The following is a 25,408-nucleotide window of genomic DNA, read 5'->3' as shown; positions in this document are numbered from 1 at the left end:
ATCGCATATATCAATATAATCTATGTTCATAAGCGGTATTAAAAGAATTTATCAACGTATTAAGCGTGATAAAAAGAGGATGATAATTGTCTGCTACTCAACGTTCCCGTAAACATAAAAAATGTATAAAAAAATTTGCTTGAGTAAACTATTTTTATAAAATGAATAACATCAAGTTAACTTATCTATATATTTGCGAATTCTCTTTGCTTTTTCTTCAAAATGCAGGTATGATATACTCAATTAAATGAACTTACGAGGAAGCACCTCGCTTGTAGATACTCTGTATCTGCGGCGAGGTGCTTTTTTTTGTTTTATAAAGGAGCATATATTATGAAAAATTCTAAAAAAATTATTGATCAAGAAGCGATACCAACTATTTATAATGAATTCCATCGCTTAGTGTTTAATCGTAAACTACTTCAAACTTCGTTAAGTATTCTTATTTTAACATCTGTATTCGGGCCAATTCCAAGTGTTCATGCTGCAAACGTGACAGCCGATATCACATCTGCAAAAGCCAGTACTAACTCGGTTTCGTTGAACTTTTCTGTAATTATGCCAGATAGTGAGGTGCTGTATAAAACTAACTTTGAATCTAACCAATTTTCTACCTATTACGGTGGTAGCGGTAACCAGGGCAATCAATCCTATGTCTCTACAGATAAAGGTACTTCATTACAAATTGCAGACACGATCACTAACCGTAAAGGTAATGCATATGGATATCCTAGTACATCTAGCGATACAAGCTTGGCTCGAACTTCTATAGCAAGTCTGCAACAAGGAGCACGACTTCAAGCTCAATATGATATGCGTTCTTTATCTGGATCAACCAATCAAAGCGCTGTTCAATTTAGTGATATTCGCGGAAAAAAAGGGCTCCAATTAACAGATGATAGTGGAAGGATTGTCCGCTTTAGAAACACCACCTCTATTGTTCCGGGCAAGCCAGCAAATACGCCTCAAATCATTCCTGTATATGTGGATGGAGGGACTCCAAATTGGCCTGATGGAAAATTTCTAACGATACTCAGTTCTGCCAATACCGATTGGCACTGGGCAGTTGCTTATTATAAATATCAAGCTGCAACCCAGTCACTGGTGCTAGACTCTTCGAATTCTTCGTTCTGGTATACAACGATAGGAGCATCAGGTATGACTAGCAATGGAGACTATACATTTCAGCCGGGAGACTCGTTGGTTACTTTTCCGTATGGAGATTTTGGTACTGGGATGGCTGATATAGGGTATCATCCAGATTGGACAACTTACAGTCGTAGCCTTGATATTCCGGCAGATACGACACAGTTTGACCTCGGTAAATACGGAGCAAATCTTAGCTTTACTTCATCTACCAACGGTATTATGCAGTTGGATGAGTTCAAAATCGGTTATGCACAAAAAGCAATTATTTACCGAAATGGTCAACAAATCTATGCTGGTTACGATTCAAATTATAACGATAGTGCTGCTGTAGATATGGAGAAACCTAACAAAGTTGAAGGTTTGAACTACACATTTGCTCCTTCACATAAAAATGTTGTTCTAACATGGGCAGCACCAATAGATAATGGATCAGACTATACATACACTATTCAAGGTCAATTAAGAGATGGCTCGTTAGGTTCAGTTCAAGATCCTACTCAAGTGAAAGTCACTTCTGGCATCGCAGGATACATTGTAACTCCGGATAATGATCCTAATACAGTAATCACATCTGGATCTATAACTACTTCTGATACTCGTATGACGATAAACCCTAATGCCACTGCTCAATTTATTCATGTAGCAGCAGTTGATGGAAATGGTAATATCGGCCCAACACAAACGATCACTTTACAAGATAATAGCCAACCAGAATTGAATCTATCGCTTGCATCCAATGAATTGAATCGTTATGGAAATACGATTTATGTATCTGCTAATGATCCGGATACTTGGATTACGAAGATAACACTTCCCAATGGCCATAGTGTAGCAACAGGAGTCACTACATATGATGTGACAGAGAATGGAGATTATACATTTACTACGTATGACTGGATAGGTAATTCCTCTTCGAAAACAATCACAGTTGCGAATATTGACAAAGAAGGGCCGACAATTTCATTTACACCAGATGGCTCCGATTGGCAAGCTAATCAGGTGGATGTAGATATTCTGACTGCTGATCGATCATTACAATCTGTTCGTTATATTGTAAATCAACAGAGTACTCGTCCAGACATCAATGCGCAGTGGATCGAAGGTAACGAGAACTTTTCTCTTACATTACCATCTGAAAAACAGGGGATCTGGTATATTCATGTGCTTGCACTAGATTCAGCGGGCAATGAGTCATATGGACGCTCCAAAGAAATTAAGATTAAAGCTTTACCAGAAAAGCTTGTCCATGATGATATTCAGTTAAGTTCTTCTTCATCAGGCATTATTCAAGGAATATTACCATCCAGAACAGATGAATCTTATGAAGTGATTAACCAGCAAACAGGAAATATATTAAATATACCTGCTGGTAGCAACTCATTTATAGATACCGATCTAACGCCAGGCACTAAATATACTTATGTCATCACACCTATTAATGTATCAGGTAGAGGAGAATCTATAAGCTACAGTTATACAACAATTCCTGCTGTTACCAGAGTAGAAGGAGTTTATGCACTATCTGAGACTTCTATGCGTGTAGAGCTAGAATCTGTTCCATCTGCTACGCATTATTTGTATGAACTTGCTGATCAAAATGGAGTAATCATTTCAAACGGAAGTATGAATACAAGTCATATATTCGAACAACTTTCTCCTAACCATAGCTATACATTGAGTATTCATGCCGTCAATGCATCCGGTCAAAGTCTGGAGAGTCGCTATACATTTTTGACAATACCTTCGCTTGCTGGTCTACATATAGTAGGGGTTGGAACTAATTTTGCACAGCTATCATGGGACAGCGTAACAGGAGATGTTTATTATGATGTCAAACGCAATGATGAGCATATCGTGACTGTTACCAAAGAAACGTATACAACAGTTACAGATAATACTTATAACGAATACCATGTAGCTTATCCTAGTTCAAATGTTCTTTTTGCTGATCATAATCTTATTTCAGGCACACACTATAATTATGCTATTGCTGTAACCAATGCATCGGGACAAAGTAATTTTAAAAATATCTCATTATCGACATTACCTGTCGCCACGGAGTTGATAAAGAAAAATGTAACTACTGACTCTGCATCTTATGTCTGGAGAGATGTACGAGGAGCCACAGGCTATGATATCTATCTAGACGGTATCAAAACAGCAACAACAGAGCATCCAGGTTATGAATTTTCTGGACTGAATGCAGGTAGTGTACATGTAGTTTCTGTTGTTCCTTTTAACGATTTTGGCACAGGGGAAGCTGCGAATACGACGTTTATCACTTTGCCTGAATCTATTCATCAAGATTTGCGCATAGAAGATATTGCTTATACTTCTGCACAACTAAAGTTTAGCCCTGTAAAGGGAGCTTCAAGTTATATAGCGATCATCAATGGAAAAGAATATACCAGTTCAACTTCAACGATTGATTTAAACGGTCTAACCGCTGGTGAGATATATTCGGTACATGTGTATGCTGTCAATGAAAGTGGAAAGTCTGCTGTACAATCTCTTCAATTTCAGACTATACCGCTTGCTCCTAAATCGGGACACGTACATTCCAATACAAATGTTGATCTTCAATTAGCATTTTCACCTTCTGAAGGTGCTCTATATTATCGTATCTATGATACACATGGGAAATTGATCCAAACAACCAGTGAATTACATGTAAACTTACCTAGCCCGGGTGCTGGTATTTTATCTTCTTTTGGTATTGCGGCTGTAGGCAAAAATGGCGAAAGCCCTGAGCGCTTATGGATACAATATCAAGGAGCACCTATTTCATCTCAAACTAATGTGCTCAATATTTTAGATCTACAATCTGATTCTGCTACGATCGGGTGGGAGTCTTTTAAAGGGGCAACATCTTATCTTGTGTACGATGGTGATCAACTGATTCACACTACCGAAGACAATCAGGTACGTATAGATCATTTATCAAGTAGTACAACATATAATGATTTTGGAATTCGTGCAGTGAATTCATCTGGAATTATGGGAGATTTGTATAAGTTATCATTTGAAACGAATCCTTTTTCAGGGTTCCAACTATATACAACAGATATCACTACATCTTCGGCAATTGTACATGCGCTAAATGGAAGTGATTTAGATCTATTTGTTTTTGCAGATGATAAAAATGAGCTTCAGCGATCATCATCGCCAACACTTGAACTTAACAAGTTGTCAGATGCACATCGATATACCATAAAGGTATGGACTGAAAATTCATCTGGGATTCGATCAGAAATGCAAAGTATAACGTTTAAAACAAAAGACAAACCAGTTGGGAATGTTCCTTCGACGATTTTGAACCCGACAGTGACGATAGACCAGCATAATCCTGATAAAATAGAAGAGGATCATAATACATTATCTGTGCGCCCAATAGCTAACGATAATGATCTAGCTAATCGATTTATTGATGTGAAGTCACGGTATTCAGAGAGTGCTATCAATGATCTAGCTGACCGCGGCATTGTAAATGGTGATCAATCAGGTAAGTTCAACCCTACAGCAGGTATTACAAGAGCAGAATTTGTAAGTATGTTACTTCGCGCCAGAAATGAAGAGCTTGAAGTTACAACTGCTTCTCTGCCAACATCCAATACATTTAATGATCATCCATTTAGTGATATAAGTGAAAAATGGTATACCGCAAATATAGTGAAAGCAACTGAAATGAATTACATTTCAGGTTATCCAGACGGAACTTTTAAACCAGATCGAATCATAACAAGAGCAGAAGCGGCTACAATTTTGCAAAGTGTTATAAAGCAACAAGGAAATGCTGTATATCAGTTTACTGATAACACAAAGATCCCTTCATGGGCAAAAACAGCGATCAATACATTAGGCGGAGAACTCTTTATTGGTTATGAGAATGGTCAATTCAAGCCTAAGCAGAAGATTACCAAAGAAGAAACAGCTGTGGTGATTTATAGATTATTAAACAAATGAAAAAAAGGTGCTGCACATGACGTGTAGCACCTTTTTTTATACTCGATTACTTTTAAAAACAAAGCTTTTCAAAGATGAATAATGCTACTGATGTTCCTGATCTTCATAATATGGATTCTCCTACTAAACTATCCAGAAAATCAAGTATCCTTTATTCATCGTCTATCGGTATTACCAAGTCGTAGAAGCCTTCGGTCTTTATAATAGGCTATTGTGGTTCGTTATATCTTATAAATTCCTCGAATTTTTAGCTACAAAAGAACGTATTAGCTCTTCGATCGGTGAATCATCCATTGTGTTTATATGCTTTTCACAAATTAATTTCCTCTTTTGCATCTGGTAGTAATCAAGCAGTGTCTGCTCTAAAGGTAACCCATGTTGAACAAGAAACGATGGATCAAGTATTCGGCGCAAGATCAGTTCATCATCCAATATAAAAATTGCAGAATTTACAGGATAAAAAATCCCTTGTTCCTCTCCCAAACGATACAGTTCATCTAACTGTTTAAAACGAAATTGCTGTGCATCAACAATTTCTTCATACAACCGCGGATTATAAGTTTTAAAATCATTGAAAAAATGTTCTGGAAAATAGTAATTAATCATCAAAGATTGCTCAAATGACTTTTGATAGCGTTCTAGGATCGCCTTATTCTCATCAGCAGAAGATATATCCATATTACGGATATAATCTGTGTAGTTTGAGATAACCAGGGATAATATTTCCTCTTTGGAAGAAAAATATTTATACATTGTTACTTTGCTTACATCCATAAATTTAGCCATATCTTCAGCTCGCATCGAAATAAGGCTATCTTTACGAGTACGCGTAACAAGTCGATATATCATTTCTTTACTTGTCTTATCACGTTGATCTTCGTCCATAATTCCTCCCCCTTAGCTAGCCTATATTATATCAGAATATGCATTAAAATTACTATAAAAACCAAGTTAACTATTTTTGTTGATTTAGTTAACTTGGTATGATAATATAATCTTTGTTAACGAAACACTCTTCATATTTGAGTGCGTTATTCAAAAAAAATAAAATCAAACAAAACTCAGGAGGTACGAAATATGGAAAGCAAAGTGGCTATTATAACAGGTGCAAGTAGTGGAATTGGAGAAGCAACAGCAAGAGAACTAGCGAGTAACGGAATAAAAGTTATGCTTGCAGCACGCCGGGAAGACCGATTAAGTCAACTAAAAAAAGAAATTGAAGCTGCTGGGGGACAGGCAGAGTATCGAGTTACAGACGTAACCTCGCAAGCAGATATGGAGTCACTTGCACAAGCTACCCTTGAAACTTACGGTAAAATCGATATTTTGATTAATAATGCTGGTATCGCACAAGTTTCTTTTATAAGAAACCGGAAAGTAGAAGAGTGGGATCGAATGATTGACGTGAATATTAAAGGTGTCTTATACGGAATCGCTGCTGTATTTCCACATATGGAAGAACGAAATGAAGGGCATATTATCAACGTTGCTTCAGTGGCAGGGCATGAAATTTATCCAAGCACCGCAGTATACTCCGGTACAAAATTTGCAGTTCGTGCTATTACAGAAGGCTTACGAAAAGAGTTGCGACCTGATCAAAATATTCGTACAACGATCATTTCTCCCGGTAATGTAGCTACTGAGTTAACGCATACGATAACAGACCAAGATGTGTTTTCATTAGAGTCTGAATTTGCTAACTTAACCCCTCTACATGGAGAAGATATTGCAGCAGCAATCCGATATGCAATTGAACAACCATCATCTGTGACAGTAAAAGAAATGATCGTTACGCCTACTTCTCAGCGATCTTAAAAGAATCTGCTAGAGCAAGAAAAATATTTTCATCTTTATCAGAAGAAGAGGTATTCTATCAGAACTTAGATAGATAGCTAACTAGTTAAGCTCTACGGTAGAATGTCCAAGAAAGCTATATCCCTACTGTTAAAATAACGATGTTTATGATGCTATAAATTCAATCAAATTGTGTAAGTCAGCGAGAGGAGCCTATTTTAAATGAGTAAAATTTGGACAACAGATGATATTCCAGATATGTCTGGGAAAGTGGTCATCGTCACAGGTGGGAATAGCGGGATCGGTTTCGAAACAGCGCTAGCATTAGCTCAAAAGAGGGCGACAATTGTTATTGCTGTTCGCAATATGGAAAAAGGAGCCGACGCTGTAAATAAAATAAAAGCTGCCTATGTTAGTGCAAATGTCAAAGCTATGAAGCTCGATCTTAGTGATTTGACCAGTGTAAAAGCATTTGCAGCAAATTTTCTTAACAATTATAAATCTTTAGCCATTCTTATTAACAATGCAGGTATTATGTATCCTCCTTTTCATCTGACGAAAGACGGCTTTGAATCCCAATTTGGCGGGAACCATTTAGGACACTTTGCATTAACAGGATTATTGTTGCCACATTTAATTTCTACGCCAAATTCGAGAGTGATAACGCAGAGTAGCTTAGTTGCTCATGATGCTCATATTAATTTTGATAATTTAGACGGTTCTAAAGGATATAGTCGTAAGTTCTATGGCCAAAGTAAACTGGCAAATCTATTGTTTGCAAAAGAATTACAAAATAAATTTCGTTCAAATCATATCAATTCAGTGAGCGTTGCTTGTCATCCCGGAATTTCGCATACCAATTTAGGCTCTTTTGGTTCAGGAAAGCAAGCCAATATATTTCTCAGAATGATTTCAAGTATGATAAGTCAACCAGCACATATGGGTGCATTGCCTGCTTTGTATAGCGCAACATCATCCACTATAAAAGGAGGAGAATATATCGCTCCTGATAGCAAAGGTGGCAAAAAAGGCTATCCAACAAATGATACGATCATTGAGAAACTGTATGACTCTAATATATCTAATAAGCTTTGGAACGTTTCTGAAGATTTAACAGGTATATCTTTCAAATTTGAAAAGTGATTTGGAAATGAATATGAAAGATTCATGAGGTAATTCTTAAAAGAGAGAGAAGGATTCATTTAACATCGGATAGAAAATAATCAACATATTTGATTTTGATTAAGCAGATTTTTTAGAGAATGGTCTAAAAGATAAAAAGTATACATCTAAATAAATAGTATCTCAATTATCAAATAACGTATTATAACAACGAGCAAAGCAGTCTTATTTCAATATGGCTGCTTTGCTCGTTGTTAATGAATAAAAAATAATATTACCAGTACATGCGTTCAACAATCATTTTTTTATGGAGTATAACAAAAAGGAACAGACTGATAGCAAGAGCAGAAAAGACGTAAGACGAGTATGTAAAGAAAAGATATGCAGTAATAAAAAGAGCAATCTCCAATGAGGTTGCTCTTTTCGTTATGGCTTATGTTGTCTAACGGTGTATATGCAGTTTCTTCCTCCTGCTAAAATGTACTCACTGCGTTCAATATGAACATTATTTCCTAGAACCGTTTGAAATAAATGTAACTCATTTTTGCACAATCCGGTACATACAGCAGCAGCTTCGCAGATTGGACAATGCTTCTCAATCAATAGGAGACTGCCATCATCCTGCATCTTTACCTCAGCCATATAACCTTCGATTGTTCGGATCTCGGCAAGCTTTTCCAGTTTTTCTCGAATGTCTGATGTATCACCAAGATGCTGAAGATATTGTTCTTGCATCTTTTTATTTCGAATATCTAGTAGCTTATCCAGCCCTTCATTACCAAACGCTTCTTTCATCGAATGAATCAAGCTGACAGATAAGTCTGAATAGCCATTTGGAAAAAAACGATTAGCTGCTGGAGTTAATACCCATAGCTTAGTAGGTCGACCCATAGGACGAGCTTCTTCCACATGGGTAACTAGTCCTTCTTCTTTGAGCGCATTCAAATGTTGACGAATCGCCATTCCTGACAACGAAAAGTGAGAGGAGAGTGTTACAACATCCATTCCTCCTCGCTCTTTTAACAGATGAATGATCCCTCTTCGAGTACTTTTGGAGACATCCTTTTTAATTTGATCCCGGCTCATGGTACATCTCCTTTTAAAACAACTTAATCTATATCGCTGTCTACATTTTAAACAAAAATGTTGACAAAGTCAAAATTGAACTGTAGTTTAGACTTTATAAACAAAAATGTTTACTAAGTATCCGGATACGAGGTATACATACTCATGTTGTAAAGTCACATTTGATATGGTCTGGTCATCACCGTATTTTCAGTCTAGTTATTTTTCATTATCTATTTTGCATTATTTGTAGGGATCGTTTTGACAGTAATAGCCTTTGGATTCGAAGGTTTATCCGTATCATCTATATTATCTCTGTGCCAACTCAAGGAGAGAATAGCATGAATCTATTTGAGAATCATATATCTTTGGAAAAAGTAAAACGAAATGAGCCTTTAAAAGATCACACGTATATACAGTTAGGTGGTAAAGCAGACATACTTATTCATCCCACCACGAAAGACGAAATTAAAAGCATCGTTGAAATTGCAAAAAAACAGCAATTACCGTTGACTGTTATCGGCAAAGGTTCAAATGTCATCATTAAAGACAACGGCATAAGAGGAATCACTATTTCTTTGAGCCATTTCGATCAGATTCAGGTGAGCGGGAATAACATTGTTGCGCAAAGTGGAGCCAATATTATGGATGTCTCTAGCATGGCGTTAGATCATAGCTTAACAGGGCTGGAATTTGCATGTGGTATACCGGGTAGCACGGGAGGAGCTCTCTATATGAACGCTGGTGCTTATGGTGGTCAGATGGCTGAAGTTGTTGAGCGTGCGAGTGTTATCACCAAAGATGGAGAAGTGCTGGATATACCCCGAGCAGATATGAAGCTTGGTTATCGGGACAGTATATTTAGAACAAATGACTATATCATACTTGATGTCGAGCTGAAGCTTGCACAAGGAAATAAAGATGTCATCTCTAGTATCATGCAGGATTTGACGTTCAAACGACAATCTAAACAACCGCTAGAATATCCTTCATGTGGTAGTGTTTTTAAACGTCCAGAAGGTCATTTTGTAGGAAAATTGATTCAGGATTGTAACTTGCAAGGCACTCGTATTAGAGGAGCGGAAATCTCTCTGAAGCATGCAGGTTTTATTATTAATGCAGATCATGCAACCGCTGACGATTATTTGGAGTTAATCCAGTTGATCAAACAAAAAGTATACGAGGCATTTAAGATTGATTTGGAGACAGAAGTGATTATTTTAGGAGAGTGACTTCTATTGCCTACTTTTAGGTATCGACTACTTTCAATTCACTTATAGTAGTTTTTATGAGTAGTGGAAAGATCATTTGCATCTTTACTATTTATTAAACATTAGTTATTAAACATTTTACTTTACAAAGTAGAAAGAGTATTATGTATTCAGACCTTAAAAAAAGGTTAATTTTACCAAAAATATTTTATTAGGGAGGTGTAGAAAACAAATAACAATCAGACTGGAATTTTTGATAAGCAGCACAGAGCGTTGACGATTGGTATTATGCTAGTTCTAACAACTGTCGCTTTCGAAGGACTGGCTATTACGACAATAGCAGCGAAAATGGTACAAGACTTGCAAGGTATTCATTTATACGGATGGATTTTTAGCGCATTTTTATTATCTCAACTGATTGGAACTCTTGTTATGGGTCAGCAGGTTGATAAGCGCGGCGTTTTTACATCTATGCTTGTGTCGTTTAGTATTTTTGTGCTCGGAACTGTAGTTGCCGCTGTTTCTTTTGATATGCATATGCTTATTGTAGCAAGAGCGCTTCAAGGTTTTGGGGCAGGAGCTTTGATCACATGTGTATATACCTGTGTAACTTTGCATTATTCAGATGCTCTTCGTACTCAAATTTTGGCGGCGTTCTCTATGGCATTTGTGTTACCTTCTTTAATCGGTCCTTACCTGGCAGGTCTTATGGCGTCGTATATATCATGGCGATTTGTTTTCTGGATTGTGTTACCTCTGATTGCATTGGCATTGAGTCTTACATTCCGCTCTTTCCGTGATCTACAGCTTCGGCAAGTACGGACAGGTATAGCGCCCAAAGCGGATTCCAAGACTCTGCATGCGATTCTACTTGCTATTGGAACAGGGCTGTTGCTTACAGGACTTGGGATGATAACCGATTGGAAAGGAATAGTACTTACTTTGGGTGGCTTGTTGATCATGATCCCGCAAATGCAAAAACTACTTCCTAAAGGAACTTTTGCAGTGAAAAAAGGATTACCTGCTACATTGGTGTCCAGAGGGTTATATGTAGCTTGTTATTTTACAACAGAGAGTTTTGTAATTTTGGCATTAACTGAAGTAAAAGGGTTATCAGCAGATCTTGCTGGCCTTATTGTAGCAGCAGGTTCTTTAAGCTGGTCTGCCGCAGCATGGTTACAAGCCAAGCTTGATGTACGAGATCAAGGTCATGGAAGAAAGCGTAGAGTGATGAGTGGTATCGGAATTATGATCGCCGGTACTGTACTTGTCATCCTAGCCCTTATGTTATCCAATGGTGGAATTATACTCATTTTGCTCTCACAAATGATTACTGGCTTCGGTGTTGGATTGGCTAATCCTACAACTGCTGCTATTGCTTTACAACATGCAACACCTAGACAAGAAGGAGAAATGTCTGCAAATCTGCAATTCGTCGATTCTTTCTATATGGGAGTAAGCATCGGAGTTGGTGGCGCTTTAATCGCTTTGTCAGAAACATTACAGTGGGGCATATCTACAGGAGTAATGATGGTATTAATCCTGCAATTACTATGGGTATTATTAAGTTTTTTAGCATCTTTACGCATCACCGAGCCTGTTCCTCAAGAACATGATCCGACTGTTTAGTCACAAGATAATATTCTTTTGTAACGTATAATATTATATTTTTAAAAATATTATGATAGCAGAAAAAATTGAATAGGGAGGTGGATACAATAGCACGTGTATTAGTTGTTATTACTCCGGCTGAAGGTCATGTGAATCCGTCGTTAGGATTAGTTACTCAATTGATCGACAGTGGTGAGGAAGTTGTCTATGTGTGCACAGAAGAGTACCGTTCCCGAATCGAACAAACTGGCGCCCTGTTGATTACATATCCATTTCCACAAGATGCTTTCTCTCTTGATCCTGTGTTGAAACCGCAGGAGTATACTCATCCTTATCAGTTCATTTATATGATGGTAGGCGGTATTATTCAGAGGATTATACCCGAGGTGCTACGAGTGATCGAAAATCAAAAGTTCGACTATCTCATCTTTGATTCACTGATGGGTTGGGGAGGGACTATTCTTGCAGAAAAATTAGGAATTCCCGCAGTGTGTTCGGTCGCTTCCTTTGCTTTTGTCAATCCATTAGGAGCTGGAGAAGGTATGCAGGAGATGGATACGAATACGAAGGAATTGTATGATGCTACGATGAAGATAACGAGTGCATTAGCGCGAGAATTTCAAGTGAGTATTCCCGCTATAGAAGAAATTCCAGTGCATGCAGGCGAGTTAAAGCTTGTGTATACCAGTCGTTATTTTCAACCACAAGCAGAGCAACTGGACGATCGGTTTATTTTTACAGGTCCTTCGATCATTGCGCGTCAAGATGCTCAGACTTTTTCATTCGAGCGGCTTCATGAACGTTATCCGCAAACGTTGTATATTGCTATGGGTACTATTTTAAATAAAAACTTGGATTTTTATCAGCTTTGCTTTGAAGCATTTGGCGATCTACCGGTGAATGTGGTTCTATCGTCAGGAAAATATACAGATATGGAACCTTTGGCTGATCAAATTCCTTCTAATTTTATCGTGATGCCATATATTGCACAGTTGGAGATGCTACAGCATACAGATGTTTTTATTACCCATGCCGGAATGAACAGTACAAGTGAAGCGCTCTATTACAATGTTCCGTTAGTGATGATTCCGCTAACATCGGATCAGCCGCTTGTAGCTAATCGAGTACAGGAGTTAGGGGCAGGTATCACTTTAAATAAATATCAGCTTAGTGTAGCTGTTATGAGAGAAGCATTATTAGAGGTGCTAAGCAATCCATCTTATAGACAGCAGGCTTGTATCATCGGTGAATCTTTACGACAAGCGGGTGGTTATAAACGGGCTGCTGAAATGATTATGAATCATATGGCTTCCATTGATCGTAATGTCTCCAATACTAGGTTATAGGTTCTTCAAGGATGTACTATAGAAGATGTTGTTAATGACTTTAATCAATCATATTATACAGTCAAATCATTATTGTTAACGGGAAAACACCTCACAAAAAGACTACTATGCCTTTTTTGTGAGGTGCTTTTTTGCGTTTTGGAAAAGAAGTTATAAATTGAAAAAGATACAAATCTATTATCAGCAATGAATTAATACATAATCAAAAAGGGGATATTATTTTCGATAAATGATTTGCATCTAATTCATTTCTACTGCTTTTCACTAATAACTCTATAAAATTTTGAGCTTTCGGTTGAAGATATTTCTTATTCCAAACTAAATCGATTTTGATGGGGATCTTATGATTTTTTATTGGCTTATAATCTATCAAATCGCAATAAATATTTTTATAACAATAGGGCACAAAAGCAACTCCCAATCCTGAAGCAACCAACCCAAGAACGGCTAAATCAGTTTCAGCAGTCTGAATGATTTTAGGGTCAAACCCTAGATAATGACATGTTGATATAAAATCTTGATACGATTTAGTCTTTGTTTTGGGTGAATACGTAATGAATGATTGCTCTTTTATTTGTTCCAATTCTAAATATTCGTTATCAGTAATTTTCCATTTCTTTGGAATTGCAACGCAAGATGTTTCTTCTGCTATTTCTAGATAGTTAAGTTCTTTATGATTTTCCCAGATTAACCCCATCACCCCAACGTCTATTGTTCCGTCTAACGCTGCATTTTCGAGATTTGGAGAATTTAATTCTTGAAGTTCTAACTCTACTTGAGGGTACTGTTCTTTAAAATCATTAATAGCAAGAGTAAGAGTAGTACTCATTATAAAACTGTTATAACCGATTTTTAATTTTCCTATCTTACCTTCAGATATCATTTTTCCATTATCGGTTCCTTGTTTAATATACCAGAACGCTTTCTCAATATTCTTTTGAAATTCCTTTCCAGCAGGAGTAATAGAAACTGATCTGGTGGTTCGTTCAAACAGTTTAAATCCCAATTCTTCTTCTAGTTTGTGTATTTGAAAGCTTAAAGGTTGTTGTGCAATATTTAGTTCTTCAGCAGCTTTTGTAAAGTGCAATGTGTTACATATTTTGAGAAAATAATGCAATTGTCTAAACTCCATAAATTTCAAAATCTCCATTTCTGATTTATGTTATAACGATATAAATTTGAATGATTCATTTCTTATTATACATATATAAAGTGTGAATCTGTATTTATTATGTGTTTAATTATTTATAATAAATGTTTTATCATATACACATAGCCAATCCAAACGCTATAAAAATACTGTAACAAACTTTACATTAGCCTGAACTAAGGGAGGTAGCTGTACAAAATACAATGAAGAGATGTTTTGATCGATCTATAAATAGTAGTGACTTTGAACAATCCATATAAAAATATACTTGTTCATCTTGAGGAGAAGAAAGGAAGAAATCTTATGTCAAACGATTATAATGAAAAATATGCTAATATTGTCACCTCTCATGAGGTAATTACTTTAGAAGATGAGATGACTCATTTTGAGTCACTTTCAGTGCCGTCATCACAAACTGATATTTGGGAAGAAACTGCTGCTGGTGTTGTCGCAGAAGCAGGAGACTACGATATTCTACTATGGGCTGCTGGCTATGCTCTCTTTGGTAATGGAAAAGGAATTTGGGGATCTGGTATGTCAGCAGAAAGAGAAATTCAATTAATTGTTGTACCAAAATCCCAGCGTGGCACCATGACAGACAACAACTTTGTGCGTGTAGGATGGACGCCTAAAGAACGTTTGCGTGGAGATAAATTTAAAGTTACTGCAACAGAAGACAAAGTCATTTGGGACTTTGATGGACTAAAATTTATCGCAGCTCCTCCTACATGGGAAATCAAAGGAAAAGCTGGTGATGCTGAGCTTGATCTTGTCTATGAGCAAATTGGAACAGCTCTTTGGAACTGGGGACCTTTCTCAAAAGCTGATAAGAATGATCGTGCTGGCTATGATGCATTCGTTAACGTTAATGGAACTATTCGCACATCAGAACATGATTTGAAAATTGAGAATGGATATGGCGTTCGTGAACATATCATTACAGGACAGTCAAACGATCCAATTAAAAACCTTCCTTCACCTCAATGGATGTGGTGGCTTTATACCATTCAAGGCGATGTAAAAGTAAATTTCTTTCAGCCTGGTCCTAACCAAATTGGCTTTGTAAAGTATGGTGATAAACAAGTCGATTTTGGTCCAGGTAATGGAATTATTAATTATCAAACTACTGAGAAGTGGGAAGATCCTAAAAGTGGTATGAATTTGCCTGTTAAATGGAAGCTGAAGATGGAAAAAGATAACTGCATTGTAGATGTAGAAATTGCTTCACATGGTCGTGCTTACAGTCATTGGCCTGTTTCAACAGGAACTCGTATGTATTGTTATCTACTTTCAACAATGACAGGAACTGTTTCCCTTCCAGATGGTCGTACAGTGACACTTGACAATCATTTAACAGTAAATTCTTTCTGTAGAACGATTCTAACTGCTGGTGAGAATTTATCGGGTTCTAAACCAGAACTTGACTAGAAATAAATCTATCTAAGGTGTTGTATTTGTATTGTATATAATAGTAAAATACCAATCACCTATTCAGCAGATTTTGGATCAGATTACTTGCTATGATCTTAGTATCATTAATTCTTACAGGGTTATTAGAAGTATGTAATAGCCGAAAAACAGTTCAACATAGAAATAGATAAACTCATAATAAATTGCATCAAAACAAGTGACTGCATCCTTAACAGATGTAGTCACTTGTTTTGCTATATATGTTAGATGTTCATTTCTATACTTGTTGTTGGATAAGCATAGCGTGTATTTGCCGCCAATGGACAAAAATTTGATACTATTGAAATGTAATAATGATAACATGATATCTGCTTGGTTGAAGTCTTTCATAAAGTAGCTTAAACCTACTTGTCGTCTGTTTTATGGATACCTTTTTGCTTTATACTCCATACTCCGCACCATATTGCATATTAATTTCAGTGAGGACGATACATAAAATCGGATTTTCTCGAAAACATCCATGCTGCCAAAAACAGTACAAGTGTAACCAATATGCCCGACTCACCTGTCCATAAATAGGCATTTTCGCCTTTGGTAGCTGTATCAAATGAATCTTGAATCACAGCGTTCCATGAAGCATGAAGCAAGATCGCTGGCCAGATGCTTCCAGTACTTAAGCGGAGATGGCTAATAATAAAATTGAATGAACTAATCGTAATCATAAACAAGATGATAGATAATACTAATGAAGGGCCAGAGTAATAACTGCCTAATAGAATAGCAGGAAGATGCCAAACGCCCCAAATCAGTCCACCTGTCAAAATCGGCTTCGGTACGCCTGCTGTTATTAATCGGCTGAGCATATAACCTCTCCAGCCTAACTCTTCACCCGCACTGCTGATCACACCGATTAATGTACCTACAAACATCTGATAAACAATACTTACCACCAATGGCCACATATATGAGCTGTCAGTATGTACGAAGTCAACCAAGCCTGTTATCCATGCCAAACCGTACGCTAGTGTTCCAATAATCACTGGAAAAAGCAATACAAACGGGATTGATTTTAAAGCTAATTTCCCTCGAAAGCGAAATGAAATATCTGCAAATCCTTCACGTAACAAGAGACGAGTCAAGAAAGAGGACAATCCTGGTGACCACATAAGTAGAAGACCAAATATAGGCGATACATGAATCGCAAGTACATAGCTAAGGAATGTGAGAGGAACCAGCCATGCGAAAAAAACAAGTAGTCCTTTTCTAGATTTCTGAACGATGCTCGGGTCTTTCTTGTTCGTTACTCTGTCATTGATTCCATAAGATTCCAAATGATTTCACTCCTTTAAAGGATCGGTGTATTTTATAAAAAGTATAGCAGTGGATGGAACTAGGAGGAATAAACCTAAGCCTAGACTCTGCTTGGGGCTTTAGGCTAGTACAGAATAGAACCGAAGACCGATTACATCACCTAATGAAGTTTTAAAACAAGTTCATACAATTCAGGCAATTTTTTTTCTATCATTGGTTAGATTTATTTCTGATTAGAAGTCGTAGGGAGGAAGAGGAAGAAAGTTGTTGTACCTTCTTTGAATGAAATAGGGTTTATATTCGCTTTCTAGGAAGTACCATTGACAGCTTAAAAACGACTATGATATATTTAGCGTGCTAAATATATTTGGCTAGGAGGTTTATCTATGAAGGTTAATATTGACTGTGAAATCCGTGGATCTTTGGATAAGGTTTCCTCCCAGACGCGTCGGGATTATAGTGAAAGTCTTAGAGAACTTAATTTATACGTAGGTCAAGATAATCTACTTGCGCGTTTGTGGTTGGGTGATGGAATAACACAAATGCAACTATGTGAACATTTAAGATGCGAACCGCCTACAGTTACAAATATGGTTAAAACGCTAGAGCAAAATGGTGTCATATACCGTAAACGTGATGAAGAAGACGCGAGAGTTATGCGAATATATCTAACGAGCAAAGGTAAAGAATTAGAAGAGCCAGTTAGATTAAAATGGAAACGACAACAAGATAAATTACTTCAGTCCATATCAGATGAAGAACGTCTCATACTACGGGATTTATTAAAACGTATGGAAAATAACTTGCACTAAGTTATTTTCTTCGATAATTACTTAGCATACTAAATAATTATCAAAATACTTCAAGATATTCTAATCAGTCAAATGAATTTATTTAGCAGACAAAGTAATTACGGACAAGATAGTGTTAGAAATATTTGAAACCTGGAGGGTTCAATAATGAACAATAGAATATGTGAAATTTTAGGTATAGAAAAACCGATTATACAGGGCCCAATGTCTTGGCTTACGAATGCGGAATTTGTTGCAGCGGTTAGCAATGCGGGGGGATTAGGATTTCTAGCAGCAACTGCCGGTCAGGTTGATAGGACTCCTAATCGTTCACCCGAATTAACTGCTGAAAGATTAAGAACTGAAATACAAAAAACAAAAACATTAACGGAAAAGCCATTTGGAACAGTTATCATTGGAGGTAGTGATCTGAATTACACGTGGCGAATGATAGAAACCGTTATTGAAGAGAAAGTTCCTGTTGTTCTTGTGAACGGCTTGCCGGGTTTACCGTATGAAAAAATGTTTAAACCATTAAAAGATAACAATATTAAAATTGTTTATAGACCGCTTACTCCTACTATTAAAGATGCAAAAGCTGCAGAAGCACTTGGAATCGATGTTTATGTTGCGACTGGATTTGATGAAGGGGGGACAGTTCCAGAACGAGTTATTGGAACATTCTCAATTGTACCCATGATTGCAGATGCTATAAAGATTCCTGTAATGGCAGCTGGTGGGATAGGAGACGTTAGAGGAGTGCGTGCTGCATTTGCTTTAGGCGCTGAAGGTGTATTTGCGGGTAGTGTCTTTATTCCAACAAAAGAAAATCCAGCAGCAGAAAACGTCAAACAAATGATTGTAGATGCTACAGCAGAAGATTTGTTAATGTTTCGTACTCTACCAGCATACTATCGTTCTTTACCTACTAAATTAGCGAATAAATTAGTAGAAATGGATAATCAAGGTGCTAGCCGTGAAGAAACATCAAAATTTTTGTTTGATGGCATGCGTATCGGGATGCTAGAAGGAAATACAGACGATGGATATATTTCTGTAGGTACCGGAATTACACCAATCAAAGAAATTATAACTGTAAAAGAAGTAGTGGATACTTTAATGCAAGACTTTAATTAAAATACGGGAGTACTCTCTAGCTATTTGATTGTACTTTAGATCGATCTTCGTTTTTTTGCTTTAGTGGGACAACTTATAGTAGACTCTAACTTTAATACGATGTTCTTCTCTTTTTATACAAGAAACTTATGAGCATCACTTCACCGTTGAACAAAGAATGTATGCAACTAACTCCAAATATTTATTGGTTAAAAACAACTAGACTTTGGAGCCGGGCGACTATTATGTGAAGTGGGGAACGTGGAATACGAATGTTATAACGTATGTGTATGTGAAAGGAAATTAATACTGAAATGGAGGTGTCAACATGAGCAGACAAGTGACGAAATGGGCGCTCACGATTGTGGCACTATGTGCAGTATGTATATCTGTAGAAGTGATTCTCCTTTATAATCATACTCCTACTTTATACTCTACCGTAAAGCGTATCCAAGCTCATGCGCCAGCGATCGAAGCGTACGGGGAACAATGGACATATAAAGATACGGTGGATCTGAACGATGTGAAGCCTACAAAGTTTACACAAGGAGAAGGAGCTTATAAAGACCAGATGTATTTTTATCCGGGAAGACCTAACTCTCCTGCAAATATTTTTATTAAAAAGCAGGGAACCGAATATTACCGATACATGCGTACAACGCTCATGTTTGTTCATGGAGTCTAAGTAAAAGCCGCAGAGTAGCTTTCTATTATCGTTAATGAAGTTGTAATCCTCAAGTCTAGAAAAATTGTTGCTTCGCAGACCCAGCAAGGGTCTCATTTCCAAGATGAAAGTTCAACAGAACTGTTGGGCTTTGCTCCATAACTTTAAAAAAGCTGCTAACGCACCTTTAATCCATCTTCTATATATTGCAATAGATCAGATGAATGATTATAATATTTTATTTTCATTTTTGCTAAAATTTCAACAGCTTTCTCGCCTCTAATCTCACCGAGTGCACAAGCCAACTCTATGAGCTCATCTTCCGACAAGGGATCCGACTCTGTTGAATGCTGCAATAAAGATTCTAATAGAAATAGACCATCTTCATTTTTCAGTCCCCCAATGATATTGATCAGGACAAGACGTATACTTTTTATACCGAGCAGATCCTCGACTGTATCCAAAGTATAACGAGGGTTTCTAGGCCCAATCGCTATAAGAGCTTCTTGTAATTCATAGTCAAAATCATTCGAATCAATGCGTCCTAACTCAGGAGGATGTAATAAAATATCAATTAAAATATCCAATGAATCGTCTCCAAAAGTATCATAGACATCCGTATGCATTTTAATAAAATCCTCAATAGAATCCATTTTTTGGAATGGGCTAAGTCCATCGCATAAATATTTAAGAACCTCTACAATTGTATCTCTATCGTTTCTTATCATATATAATCTCCTTTTAACGTACTAGTCTTCCGCTATATCCACAGCTGCCCAGCAAGCCACAAAAGCGATTGCTGAAGTAATATAATATTGGAGATATGGAGTGGGGGAAAGCTTAATATCTCTCTAACTACTCTAAAAAATTATTGACCGCTCTACATATTATGCTTATGTAATTATTTGCAAACTGCGATAATGAGTAAAATGCTAAATCGTCTTCAATTAGTGTTGTTCAGAGGGCGTATTTGCCGAAGAGCTGTATAAAGGAGCTACTTCGGCTTTTTTCAATTTTAAATGCTATAAACAAAATGGTAATAGGCAATAAACAAGCTGATCAAACCCAAAACAATGGAAGGGATTGCTTTAGCGAAAGCATCTTTAGCAATCACGATCAATGTAAATGCGGCAACTAACATCGTTCCACCTAAAATGAATCCTGCTATAAGTGCTCCTACAGGCACCCATATTCCTATAATCATACCGATTGCGCCAATAATTTCAAAGCTTCCTGTTAGGATATTGAAAAAAGAGGGGAAGCCAAATCTTTTGAACTCTTCAGCCATTTTGCCAGAAGCAATGTTGAATCCGGTCATTAAAAAGAATATTCCTAGTAAAATTTGAATAGTAATTATCGTAATATAGATGAAATTCCCTTCTTCCATTTAAAATAAAAACGAATTAATTCATTTCCATGCCACCTGATACAGGAACATAAGCACCGGTGATAAAATCACTATATAAACTAGCATACATTACAACTGATTTTGCAATATCTTCTGGCTGTGCAATACGACCCAGCGGTGTCATCTGAGCCGTTTGGTTTTTAGCTTCTACAGGCGTATGCAAAGTAGCATCAGTGGCAACCATTCCTGGAGACACAACATTGGCAGTAATTTGATAGGATCCCATTTCATGAGCTATATAACGGACAAAAGAATTGAGTGCTCCTTTTGCAATGCCATGTGCGACAAATCCAGCTTGTGCAAAGTTGCTTAGTCCACTTGAAATAAAAATTAGTTTCCCTTTATTTTGCTGAATCATATGTGGTAATACAACCTTTGTGGATACAAAAGCTGCTTTTAACTTATCGGAAACTTTACGATCTAATTCATCCCAAGAGATATCTAAAAACGAAGTCATTGGAAAAGAAATAGAGGCATTACTAACGAGTATATCAATATGTCCAAAATGCTCGAGTGTGCCCTGCACAAGCGATGACATTTGCTCTTCATTTCTAGCATCAGCTTGAATCGCTATGGCTTCACCACCATTTTTTTTGATATCCTCTACAACTTGCTGAGCTGCCGCAGCATTACTAAAATAGTTAACCACTACTTTAGCATGATGTTGTGCTAGCAGGCGTGCTGTTGCAGCTCCAATTCCTCGACTTGCTCCCGTAACGATGGCAACCTTATTATTTAACAAAAGAACGTCCTCCTTGTAGGATGTAAAGAATATCTCAAACGACTATTCTTCATCCATAACATTAATATATAAACGATTAAGAAAAGATTGAAGTTGTTCGATTTCTTCTATTGTAAATCCTCTAGTGACATAGTCATGTGCTTCTTGTACTGTAGTCAGTAACTTCTTTTTGATATCTGCTCCTTTAGTAGACAGATATAAATGATGAGAGCGCTTATCTTCTAGATTAGCCACTTTTTTAATCATTTCTTTACGTTCAAGAGAATGAATCATACGAACAACCGTAGTTTGATCACGATCGATCGCTTCAGCGAGTTGTTTCTGATTCACTGCACGTTCCGTATCCAAAATGGAGATGATCCCCCATTGATCAGGTGTAATATCATAAGGGCGTAACGTTCTCATAAAATAGTTAGTCATTTTCACATCTGTACGATGTACAAGAAATCCAGTCAATTGGTGTAAATTCATCGTATCACCTCGCCATTTCTCAGATAGTAATTTTGTCTGAATCATACGAGATGTACTATCTACTGTCAATCTAATACCGCACTGGACACTATAATGTGATATCACTAATCGATGGTGATTATAATGAAGTTCCAATCCATCGGTAATATATTCCCATGTCAAAACATATCTAAACTTTGTGCATAGTCAGGACCTAAATTATTTTCTTTTAAAAAAGAATCACCAAGTGCTCCATATAAACGTGCAGAATTTTTAGAGTGTATAGATAATTGATGGATATTAAGTGGAGCATCGACAACTTCTATCCAAGTGAATCCGCAATCTTTACTATAAAATAAACCTCCTTTTATATGCTATAGCATATATAAATGAATCCTTTATCAGTCTAATCAATGTGATAACTCTAGGGTAAAAGATACATTTCAAGTAAATTCATGCACTATTTTTTCGTCTTCAACAATTAGCACTTTAGAGATTTTATTACTTATAGATCTTCCTTTCCATTTAGATTAGTTAATCAACTAGTGAATTAGAACAAAATAAGCGGATATCAATCATTTATATGCTATAGCATATATTAAATTTTATATTATCTTTTGTCAAATAAAATCTAATTTCTTTTAAATTAGTTGTAGAAACAGAGAGCAATACCAGTGATAAAGTGGCGGTAGATGATAAGATGAGAGGGGGGATCCAGTAAAATGGAAACAGTTTGAAAGTATTATCCTAATTATGCTGCTACTTGTCTTATTCAGATAAATAATAAAGACAATCTTTTGCTCAATTTTTTTGATTCAGTAAAAATTAAGAATGAATATACTTTCCATAAACTGGCTTTATTTTATGAAATGAATGATACATTCTTAATCGTATGGAATGGTGTTATTCGCATCGACCATATACCTAGTTATCATCTAGCGCGACTATGCATAAATAGCTTTGGGAATGATCACGCTTTAGGATGTCAGAGAGAATATTTTTTTACCATACTCTATAAAAACTTAACAGATGAAGAAATGAAGGCTACACTAAAATAATTGCTTTATAAATTTATTTTTTTATTCGCTCAAGCTTCAAATTGATACTTTTTTGTCAAACAACAATAGGTGAATAGACGCATAAGTAATTAATATATTTATATTACTCAATTATACATATGTACAAAATACGAGTTTTGTGATTATGTATATAATACTTTACATTATAAAAATTTGTTCAAATCCTCATCTATTATATAAATCCTCCATCTACGTCATGAATATTTCTAATATTTATTTGGTTGCTTCCAAAATTATTCTTAAATATAAAAATAAACTCTGTATAGCGTATCTCAATTATTACTATAAGAGTTTATTTTTTTAACTGCTTATCTATTTAATCTGGAAAGTCGTTAATTATCCTTTTGACTACAAAACCTCATCCAATTAACCCTGAATTGTTTATAGGTACAACTTTGAAACTCTATCTAGAAGCAAAACTTGATAATTTTTTATGCTTTTCTCCCCATGTCTTCATTTCCATAATAATAGGTACTAATGTGCTTCCAAACTCGGACAGCGAGTATTCTACTTTAGGAGGAACTTGAGGGTATACTTCACGATTCACAATCCCGTCCTCTTCAAGCTCTCGAAGTTGTAACGTCAGCATTCTCTGTGTAATGGTTGGACATATCCTGCGAAACTCATTAAATCGTATAGGTCCATCAATCATATGATATAGAAGTAATCCCTTCCACTTGCCACCAATTACATCCAACGTATACTCGACGGGACAACCTTCTTCATTCGGGCATTCGCCATAGCCAGATCTCCGGTCTCGCATGTATATATCCCCTCTCTCAATAGTATACAAATTGATACTAGATCACACTATTGTGCGTACTATTCACAATAGTTAATATACGTTATATTACAAACAGAAATCAATAAGTGCTACACATTTAAGGAGGAAATAACCATGTTAAACAAACAAATGAAAGCCATCGGCTTGCTAGAATACTTACCTATTGATCGACCTGAAAGCTTGCTGGATGTTGTTATAGATATACCTGAGCCTACGGGAAAAGATCTACTAATCCGAGTTAAAGCTATTTCTGTTAATCCAGTTGATGTTAAAGTTCGTGCCCCAAAAAATAAGACCGAAGATACGCCAAAGATTCTCGGTTGGGATGTCTCCGGTATCGTTGAAAAAGCTGGACCAGAAGCTTCGCTTTTCAAGTCAGGCGATGAAGTATACTATGCAGGTAGTATAGCCCGTCCTGGTGGGAATAGTGAATTTCATCTTGTGGATGAGCGAATCGTCGGATTTAAACCAGCAACGCTAGACTTTGCAAATGCAGCTGCTTTACCATTAACTGCAATCACTGCGTGGGAAGGATTATTTGATCGGTTAGGTGTATCTACTAATACCGAGCATAATGAAGGTAAACATATTTTAATTATCGGAGCGGCAGGTGGCGTTGGTTCTATCGCAACACAGTTGGCAAAACATGCTGGTTTGACTGTCATTGGTACAGCTTCACGCCCCGAATCTGCTAAGTGGGCTACAAATATGGGAGCTGACCACATCATCAATCACTATGAAGCCTTTCTCCCTCAGCTCAAAGCATTAGGTTTAGCTAATGTTGATTACATTTTTTGTTTGAACAGTACAGATACACATTGGGTCAACATGGCTGAAGCGATTGCTCCACAAGGGAAAATTTGCTCTATTGTAGAGACGGATAAGCCCCTCGATCTGACCTTATTAAAAAATAAAAGCGTAACTTTTGTATGGGAGCTTATGTTTACCAGACCCTTATTCCAGACTTCGGACTTAATTGAACAACACAAGCTATTAAACGAAGTTTCCCGTATGATTGATAAAGGAATTTTACGAACTACCGTGGCACAGATCCTCTCTCCTATTAATGCTACTAATTTGCGGAAAGCTCATGAATTATTGGAAGAAGGACGCATGACAGGCAAAATTGTAATAGATAACTTCGAATAACCAAACTATCCATAGTTAGACAAAAGCAGCCAATCATTGTGATTGGCTGCTTTATTTTTATCATTTTATTTGAGTTATTATGATGTAATACGT

The 25,408-nt window shown here is 36.7% G+C and carries 20 protein-coding genes; 11 read left to right on the top strand and 9 right to left on the bottom strand.

What is annotated here, in order from left to right:
• Positions 1–333 precede the first annotated feature (333 nt).
• Positions 334–5,112, top strand: coding sequence for an S-layer homology domain-containing protein (locus tag QCD85_RS08520; protein WP_301262304.1), 4,779 nt, complete (start codon positions 334–336; stop codon positions 5,110–5,112).
• Between the two features lie 228 nt (positions 5,113–5,340).
• On the opposite strand, the gene QCD85_RS08515 is transcribed toward QCD85_RS08520, so the two are convergent.
• Entirely contained in the window at positions 5,341–5,997 is a 657-nt protein-coding gene (locus QCD85_RS08515) for a TetR/AcrR family transcriptional regulator (RefSeq protein ID WP_301262303.1), read from the bottom strand.
• Between the two features lie 192 nt (positions 5,998–6,189).
• Between QCD85_RS08515 and QCD85_RS08510 the strand changes: the two genes are divergently transcribed.
• Together QCD85_RS08510 and QCD85_RS08505 are read left to right on the top strand one after the other, a co-directional pair.
• Entirely contained in the window at positions 6,190–6,927 is a 738-nt protein-coding gene (locus QCD85_RS08510; protein ID WP_301262302.1) for an SDR family oxidoreductase, read from the top strand.
• Between the two features lie 201 nt (positions 6,928–7,128).
• Complete coding sequence (locus tag QCD85_RS08505; protein ID WP_301262301.1) at positions 7,129–8,049, top strand: oxidoreductase; 921 nt, start codon at positions 7,129–7,131, stop codon at positions 8,047–8,049.
• Positions 8,050–8,454: 405 nt separating this feature from the next.
• Here QCD85_RS08505 and QCD85_RS08500 read toward each other — a convergent pair whose 3' ends face one another.
• Positions 8,455–9,114 (bottom strand): helix-turn-helix transcriptional regulator, encoded by a 660-nt coding sequence (locus QCD85_RS08500; RefSeq protein ID WP_301262300.1) that lies wholly within the window; start codon positions 9,112–9,114, stop codon positions 8,455–8,457.
• Between the two features lie 320 nt (positions 9,115–9,434).
• Between QCD85_RS08500 and murB the strand changes: the two genes are divergently transcribed.
• The 3 genes from murB (at position 9,435) to QCD85_RS08485 (ending at position 13,261) form a co-directional block, all read left to right on the top strand.
• Positions 9,435–10,325 (top strand): UDP-N-acetylmuramate dehydrogenase, encoded by an 891-nt coding sequence (gene murB / locus QCD85_RS08495; RefSeq protein ID WP_301262299.1) that lies wholly within the window; start codon positions 9,435–9,437, stop codon positions 10,323–10,325.
• A gap of 267 nt (positions 10,326–10,592) precedes the next feature.
• On the top strand, positions 10,593–11,933 hold the full coding sequence (locus QCD85_RS08490; RefSeq protein WP_301262492.1) for an MFS transporter: 1,341 nt from the start codon (positions 10,593–10,595) through the stop codon (positions 11,931–11,933).
• An 89-nt stretch (positions 11,934–12,022) separates the two neighbouring features.
• Complete coding sequence (locus tag QCD85_RS08485; RefSeq protein WP_301262491.1) at positions 12,023–13,261, top strand: macrolide family glycosyltransferase; 1,239 nt, start codon at positions 12,023–12,025, stop codon at positions 13,259–13,261.
• 202 nt (positions 13,262–13,463) lie between these two features.
• Here the strand turns inward: QCD85_RS08485 and QCD85_RS08480 are convergent, their stop codons facing one another.
• A complete protein-coding gene (locus QCD85_RS08480; protein WP_301262298.1) occupies positions 13,464–14,393 on the bottom strand; it encodes a LysR family transcriptional regulator in 930 nt (309 codons plus the stop codon).
• A gap of 321 nt (positions 14,394–14,714) precedes the next feature.
• Between QCD85_RS08480 and QCD85_RS08475 the strand changes: the two genes are divergently transcribed.
• Positions 14,715–15,839, top strand: coding sequence for a hypothetical protein (locus QCD85_RS08475; protein WP_301262297.1), 1,125 nt, complete (start codon positions 14,715–14,717; stop codon positions 15,837–15,839).
• 458 nt (positions 15,840–16,297) lie between these two features.
• On the opposite strand, the gene QCD85_RS08470 is transcribed toward QCD85_RS08475, so the two are convergent.
• Positions 16,298–17,152, bottom strand: a complete 855-nt coding sequence (locus QCD85_RS08470) for a CPBP family intramembrane glutamic endopeptidase (RefSeq protein WP_301262296.1) — start codon at positions 17,150–17,152, stop codon at positions 16,298–16,300.
• Positions 17,153–17,518: 366 nt separating this feature from the next.
• Between QCD85_RS08470 and QCD85_RS08465 the strand changes: the two genes are divergently transcribed.
• The 3 genes from QCD85_RS08465 (at position 17,519) to QCD85_RS08455 (ending at position 19,724) form a co-directional block, all read left to right on the top strand.
• On the top strand, positions 17,519–17,944 hold the full coding sequence (locus QCD85_RS08465) for a MarR family winged helix-turn-helix transcriptional regulator (protein WP_273612349.1): 426 nt from the start codon (positions 17,519–17,521) through the stop codon (positions 17,942–17,944).
• A 147-nt stretch (positions 17,945–18,091) separates the two neighbouring features.
• Complete coding sequence (locus QCD85_RS08460) at positions 18,092–19,060, top strand: NAD(P)H-dependent flavin oxidoreductase (protein ID WP_301262295.1); 969 nt, start codon at positions 18,092–18,094, stop codon at positions 19,058–19,060.
• 307 nt (positions 19,061–19,367) lie between these two features.
• Positions 19,368–19,724, top strand: coding sequence for a hypothetical protein (locus tag QCD85_RS08455; RefSeq protein WP_301262294.1), 357 nt, complete (start codon positions 19,368–19,370; stop codon positions 19,722–19,724).
• Positions 19,725–19,879: 155 nt separating this feature from the next.
• Here the strand turns inward: QCD85_RS08455 and QCD85_RS08450 are convergent, their stop codons facing one another.
• The 5 genes from QCD85_RS08450 to QCD85_RS08430 form a co-directional block, all read right to left on the bottom strand.
• A complete protein-coding gene (locus tag QCD85_RS08450; RefSeq protein WP_301262293.1) occupies positions 19,880–20,431 on the bottom strand; it encodes a hypothetical protein in 552 nt (183 codons plus the stop codon).
• Positions 20,432–20,718: 287 nt separating this feature from the next.
• Positions 20,719–21,090, bottom strand: coding sequence for a DoxX family protein (locus QCD85_RS08445; RefSeq protein WP_301262292.1), 372 nt, complete (start codon positions 21,088–21,090; stop codon positions 20,719–20,721).
• A 16-nt stretch (positions 21,091–21,106) separates the two neighbouring features.
• Entirely contained in the window at positions 21,107–21,853 is a 747-nt protein-coding gene (locus QCD85_RS08440) for an SDR family NAD(P)-dependent oxidoreductase (protein WP_301262291.1), read from the bottom strand.
• A gap of 42 nt (positions 21,854–21,895) precedes the next feature.
• Positions 21,896–22,324: a MarR family winged helix-turn-helix transcriptional regulator gene (locus QCD85_RS08435; protein WP_301262290.1), complete on the bottom strand. Its 429-nt coding sequence runs from the start codon at positions 22,322–22,324 to the stop codon at positions 21,896–21,898.
• Between the two features lie 1,461 nt (positions 22,325–23,785).
• Positions 23,786–24,145 carry a winged helix-turn-helix transcriptional regulator gene (locus tag QCD85_RS08430; RefSeq protein WP_301262289.1) on the bottom strand — a complete coding sequence of 120 codons (360 nt, stop codon included), beginning with the start codon at positions 24,143–24,145 and terminating at the stop codon, positions 23,786–23,788.
• A gap of 135 nt (positions 24,146–24,280) precedes the next feature.
• Here QCD85_RS08430 and QCD85_RS08425 point away from each other — a divergent pair, with 135 nt between their 5' ends.
• Positions 24,281–25,315, top strand: coding sequence for a zinc-binding alcohol dehydrogenase family protein (locus QCD85_RS08425; RefSeq protein WP_301262288.1), 1,035 nt, complete (start codon positions 24,281–24,283; stop codon positions 25,313–25,315).
• Positions 25,316–25,408: the final 93 nt, after the last annotated feature.

It is taken from the genome of Paenibacillus sp. PsM32 (assembly GCF_030433815.1).
GTDB classification, from domain to species: domain Bacteria; phylum Bacillota; class Bacilli; order Paenibacillales; family Paenibacillaceae; genus Saccharibacillus; species Saccharibacillus kyungheensis.
Note: the sequence above shows the minus strand (reverse complement) of the source record. Positions and strands in the feature narration are given on the sequence as shown.